At 70.2% G+C, this 5,095-nt stretch carries 5 protein-coding genes; 3 read left to right on the forward strand and 2 right to left on the reverse strand.

Going from position 1 to position 5,095, the window contains the following annotated elements:
* Positions 1-363 precede the first annotated feature (363 nt).
* Positions 364-1,575, reverse strand: coding sequence for a L,D-transpeptidase (locus ABFJ78_RS50105; RefSeq protein ID WP_436394690.1), 1,212 nt, complete (start codon positions 1,573-1,575; stop codon positions 364-366).
* Positions 1,576-1,679: 104 nt separating this feature from the next.
* Complete coding sequence (locus ABFJ78_RS50110) at positions 1,680-2,549, reverse strand: patatin-like phospholipase family protein (protein WP_436394691.1); 870 nt, start codon at positions 2,547-2,549, stop codon at positions 1,680-1,682.
* 70 nt (positions 2,550-2,619) lie between these two features.
* Between ABFJ78_RS50110 and ABFJ78_RS50115 the strand changes: the two genes are divergently transcribed.
* From ABFJ78_RS50115 to ABFJ78_RS50125, 3 genes are all read left to right on the forward strand, one after another.
* On the forward strand, positions 2,620-3,561 hold the full coding sequence (locus tag ABFJ78_RS50115; RefSeq protein WP_436394692.1) for a LysR family transcriptional regulator: 942 nt from the start codon (positions 2,620-2,622) through the stop codon (positions 3,559-3,561).
* Positions 3,562-3,660: 99 nt separating this feature from the next.
* The gene (locus ABFJ78_RS50120) at positions 3,661-4,224 is read left to right on the forward strand and encodes a papain-like cysteine protease family protein (protein WP_436394693.1); all 564 of its coding nucleotides are present in this window, start codon (positions 3,661-3,663) and stop codon (positions 4,222-4,224) included.
* A 1-nt stretch (position 4,225) separates the two neighbouring features.
* Complete coding sequence (locus ABFJ78_RS50125; protein ID WP_436394694.1) at positions 4,226-4,975, forward strand: hypothetical protein; 750 nt, start codon at positions 4,226-4,228, stop codon at positions 4,973-4,975.
* Positions 4,976-5,095 lie beyond the last annotated feature (120 nt).

A 5,095-nucleotide genomic window follows, 5' to 3' on the forward strand; every position in this document is an offset into this window, starting at 1 on the left:
CCGCCGAACTTACGTTGGAGAAGGGCCTGGGCCCGGTTGAGACAAGAGATTGTCTCCCGGCCCAGGCCCTTCTTTCATGTCTACAGGCATGCCCGCGGAACGATCTCGCGCCGGCACGAACGGGTCCGTTCGCTGTGGTTGCCCGCAGCGCGAACGAGGGCCCAGAGCTCGCTCCTGGACGCCAAGCGCGGGCCGTCACCGCTGACCCATCCCCCGCTTGCGGCTCACGCGCACCGTTCTCGGCCGGCCTACCGGTGCGATCGGCCGGCTCACGTCTCCACCCCAAGCACGAAAAGGGCCGGAGCTCCACCGAGCCCCGGCCCTTCCAGCCGACCAAAAAACCCAACCGAACCAACCAGCCGGCTACTTCAGCGCCGACCCGGCCTGCCAGTCGGCCCAGGACTTCGACCAGTCACCGTAGAGATCCCAGACCGGCAGCTGCGGCCCACCCGAGTTGGTCACCTCCACGACGTCCCCCAACCCCATGTTCTGGAAGAACCACTGGGCGTTCGCCCCGTTGAGGTTGATGCAGCCGTGGGACACGTTCGAACTTCCCTGCTGCCCCACGCTGTTCGGGTTCTCGTGGACGAACTCGCCGTCGTTGGAAATCCGCTCCGACCACTTCTCGTTCGACCGGTACGCCTTCGGGTCCGGCGGGCAGACCCCGTACGTGCACGAGTCCATCGTGTAATTGGCTTGTTTGTCCGAAATGACGTGCGCGCCCAAATGAGTGGGTGTCGCGTCCTTGCCCATCGAGATCGGCATCGACTTCACCATCGCGCCGTTGTGGAAGATCTGCATCTGCTCGGTGTTCCCGTCCGCCTTCGCGATCCAGGAATCGTGGACCTTGTACGTCTCCGTGCGGTCCTCCGCGCCGAACACCCCGCCGCCGAAGTCGACGCCGTAGATCTTCGCCGTCACCTTCAGCGTCGTGCCGGCCTTCCAGTACTCCTTCGGCCGGTAGTGGACGTTCGAGTCGTCGATCCAGTACCAGCTGCCCTCCTGCTTCGGCGTCGACTCCACCGTCAGGGCCTTCTCCACCGCCGCCTTGTTCTTGACGGCGATCTTGCCGAAGCTGAACACGATCGGCTGCCCGACGCCGACGCCCGTGCTCGCCACCGCGGACGGGGCCGGGATCAGGTTGGCGTTCGCCTGCTTCTTCGGCGCGATCGTGCTGATCTGGTTGTCCTGCTCGACCGCCTTGCCGTCGGCACCCTGGGCGTGCGCGACGATCTTGTACGTCGCGCCGTAGCCGAGGGGCTCGGTCGACGTCCAGCTCGCGCCGTCCGCGGCGAGCTTGCCGGCGACCTTGGTCCCCTTCGCGGTGTTGGTCACCGTGACGTCGAGGAGCTTTCCGTTGGCCGCCTTGACGACGACGGGCGTCGCCGGGTTCACCCCCGTGCCGCCCGCGGGCTCGAACGACACCGCGACCGGCGTCGCGGACGCCGACGCGGACCCGGACGCGGGCGCCCCACCGGCGGGCGAACCGCCGTCGTCATCGGACGAACAGGCGGAAAGCAGCAGTGCTCCGGCGAGGATTCCGGCCACCGAAAGTAAAATCTTCTTGGGGAGCATATTGTCTCTTTTTGGGAATTGGGATCGGCGGGCATTCGTCATTCAAAACTACGCGATAGCGATGACGTTCTTCCCGGCGGATCGGTGCATCGGCGTGACGCGGATCACGCGACGACGAGGCCCGGTGCCCCGTAAAGTCCCGGCCCGCTCACCGAGATCCCGTCGAGGAACTCCCGCGCGGCCGAGTACGCCTCTTCCGCCAGTGCTTCGGTGTGCCCGAAATCGAGCGGGTTCACACGTACGGGTGCCGGCCCCGGGAGGTACACCACCGGCACCGAAGCCGCCGCGAGCGGCGCTTCCAGCACGGCCTGGTTCCGCATGCTGATCATCGCGGTGAACATCATCACCTCGGCGAACGTCCGCGGCGCTTCGGGCAGCTTCCCCGGGAACGCGCAGTCCAGCACCACCAGCGACTTCGCGCCCATCGCCAGCGCCTGGCGCATCGGCACGTTCGCGACGAGCCCGCCGTCGTAGAGCAACCGCCCCTCGTGCTCCACCGGCGGGAAGATCCCCGGGATCGCGCAGCTGGCCAGCAGCGGCTCGAGCAGCCGCCCGGACCGGATCAGCAGCGGCTCGGCCGTGTCGACCTGCGTCGTGACGACGCCGAGCGGCAGCGCCAGGTCCTCGAAGCGGGTCTCCGCGCCGAGGTGGTCGGCGATGATCCCCGTCAGGCCGCTGTTGGGGAACAGGTGCGTCTTGCTCTGCGTCAGCGTCCGGACGCGGCTCAGGACGCCGCCGGGGAACGCCTCGGCGCGCGTCATGTGGGCCCAGATGCCGTGCAGGCGCGGCAAGGGGTCGTCGCCGGGCAAGGCGAGCACCGCGGCGTTGAGCGAGCCGACCGACGTGCCCGTCACCAGATCGGGCGTCAGCCCGGCTTCGGTGAGCGCGCGCAGCATGCCGACCTGCATGGCGCCGAGGCTGCCGCCCCCGCCGAGGACGTACCCGACCGGCCGGGGAAGATCCGCGAGACTCATACCGCCGAATGTAGTAAGCCCGACTTTCGCAGGTCGTGCCGGGCGTGAGGACGGCGTTAGCCTGCTGGACGTGGCCGAGCTGGAGCTGCGCCATCTCAGGGCCGTCCGCGCCGTCGCGGACGGCGGCAGCGTGAGCCGTGCCGCGACTGTCCTCGGCGTCAGCCAGCCCGCGCTCACCGCGCAGCTCAAGCGGATCGAGCGGATCCTCGGCGGCGACTTGTTCGTGCGCGGCCCCAGTGGCGTCCGCCCGACCGAGCTCGGCCGGTTCGTGCTCGCCCGCGCCGACGCGCTGCTGTCCGACATGCAGGCGCTCGTCGCGTCCGCGCGGCGCCACGGCGAAAGCGGGCCGGAGACGCTGCGGATCGGGTACGTGCCGCTGCTCATCATCGGCCGGTTCATCGAGGAGCTGGGGGAGCGGGAGCTCGACGTCCAGACGTACGCCGAACCGGCGTCGCTGATGCTGTTGAAGCTGCTCTCGACCGGCCGCGTCGACGTCGCACTGCTCGAACGGTTCGACGGCACCGAGGCGCACCACTTCGCGGGCCTGACCGTTCGGACGCTCGCCACCGAGCCGATCTTCGTCGGGATCGCCGACGGCCATCCGGCGATCCGCGACGGCGTCGTCGACCTCGCCGACCTGGCCGGCTGCGACTGGATCCTCCCGTCCCCGCACGAAAACTGCGTGCGCGTGCGGTTCCTGCAGGCCTGCGCGGCGGCCGGGTTCAGCCCGCGCGTGCGGCACTTCACGTCGGAAGCGGGCACCGCGGGGACGCTCATCGCCCAGGGCGCGGTCTGCCTCGCGCAGGCGGCGTCGGCGCCCCCGCCCGGGCTGGTCGCGCTGCCCCTTCGCGGCGACCCGCTGTGGACGACGCTGCTGTTCGCCACGCGCGAGGACGACGCCCGCACGCCGACCACCGACGAGGTGTTCCGGTGCGCGGAAACGGCGTATACGGCGTCGCGGCAACGGAATCCGCACTTCGCGCGCTGGTGCGGGCTCGCGCCGGCCCGATAGGCGGCATAACGCCGGTGTTATCCCCGCTGGGATTACTGCCCGGCGCGGCAACGGGAGAAGCTCACGAAGTCCCCACCTGTTGCCGACAAGGAGCAACGAATGCACTTCAGACGAGCAATGGCGCTCGGCGCGCTGTGCGTGGCCCTCACCGGCCTGCTCTTCCCGCCCGCGAGCGCGACGACCGAGGCGACGACGTTGTCGATCAGCCAGCTGGTCCAGGAACAGAACCAGTGGTGCTGGGCCGCGAGCGGCCTGACCATCGCGCGGTTCCTCGGCTACGGCACGAGCACCAGCCAGAACACCTTCTGCGACTACTCGCGCGGCTACCCGGCCGGCTCGCAGTGCCCCAACCAGCCCGGCGAACTGACGTACGTCCAGCGCGGTTACCAGGCGCTGGGGCTGCGGCCCGGCACGGTGACCGGCGCGCTCAGCCTGGCGTCGGTGCAGACCGAGATCGGTGCGCGCCGCCCGATCGAGACGGGCATCTACTGGACCGCCGGCGGCGGGCACGCCCAGGTGATCTACGGCTACGACGCGAGCGGGCTCGTCTACTACGGCGACCCGTGGCCGAGCAGCCAGCGGTACAGCGCGATGGCGCACTCGAGCTACGTCCGCAACAGCCAGTTCCAATGGGCGCAGTCCCTCTACCGGATCGGGGCGTGAGATGAACCTCTTCCGTGGATTGGGTGTCCTGCTGGCGGGTGCCGCGCTGGCGATCGGTTTCGGTGGTACGGCTTCGGCTTCGAGTTCGCCAGCCGAGGACGTCGTCGCGGCGGTCCGGGCGGCGCAGCCCCAGCTTTCGGCGTTCTACGGCCAGCTCGACCGGCGAGCGGGCTTGACGCGGGCCGCCGCCGCGGTGCCCGAGGTGACGGGCGAGCCGGTGCGCGTGAACTCCCTCGACCCGGCGTTCGTCGCCGGGACACCGGGCGCGGCGCCGGCGGCGTTCGCGTACTACGCGGTGCGCACGTCGGCGGCGACGGGCCGCCAGGCGACGGTGTGGGTGGAGCGCGCGGCGGGCGGCTGGGCCGCGACCAACTTCACGACGGGCACCGAGGAGCTGACGTACCCGGCGCAGGCCGGCGGCGACCTCGTGTTCACCGAGCCGCAGGTGAACGCGTGGTACCGGGTGCGCGACGGCCGTGTGCTGGCGTTGAACGACCCGGCCCGGCAGCGGGTCGGCGACGGCATGACGGTGGCGGCGTACCAGCAACTGGTGCACCGGCTGTACGGCGACAAGCTGCCCGGCTCGGCTTACCGCGCGCAGGGGAAGCTCGGCGGGTACGACTTGGCCGCGGCGCCGGTTTCGGCTTCGGTTGCGAGCCCTGGTTCCTGGCCGTTCGTCGCCGGTGGGGCGCTGCTGGCGCTCGGCTTGGTCGGCTGGGCCACCGGCAAGGCGGCGCGCGCCCGCCGCTGACGCCGGGAGGGTGCGGCTCGGGGCGCACCCTCCCGGCCAGCCACATTGGGGTTGTTTCATCGTGGTTTGTGCTGGTCAGGATGGGTTGACCTGGTCTGATAGTGCTCATCCCGGGCCTGG

It is taken from the genome of Amycolatopsis sp. MEPSY49 (assembly GCF_051337345.1).
GTDB lineage: Bacteria > Actinomycetota > Actinomycetes > Mycobacteriales > Pseudonocardiaceae > Amycolatopsis.

Bases quoted from the DNA above. Each gene is read 5' to 3' on its own strand.
- ABFJ78_RS50105 (WP_436394690.1), bottom strand. From the start codon at position 1,575: ATGCTCCCCAAGAAGATTTTACTTTCGGTGGCCGGAATCCTCGCCGGA.
- ABFJ78_RS50110 (WP_436394691.1), bottom strand. From the start codon at position 2,549: ATGAGTCTCGCGGATCTTCCCCGGCCGGTCGGGTACGTCCTCGGCGGG.
- ABFJ78_RS50120 (WP_436394693.1), top strand. From the start codon at position 3,661: ATGCACTTCAGACGAGCAATGGCGCTCGGCGCGCTGTGCGTGGCCCTC.
- ABFJ78_RS50125 (WP_436394694.1), top strand. From the start codon at position 4,226: ATGAACCTCTTCCGTGGATTGGGTGTCCTGCTGGCGGGTGCCGCGCTG.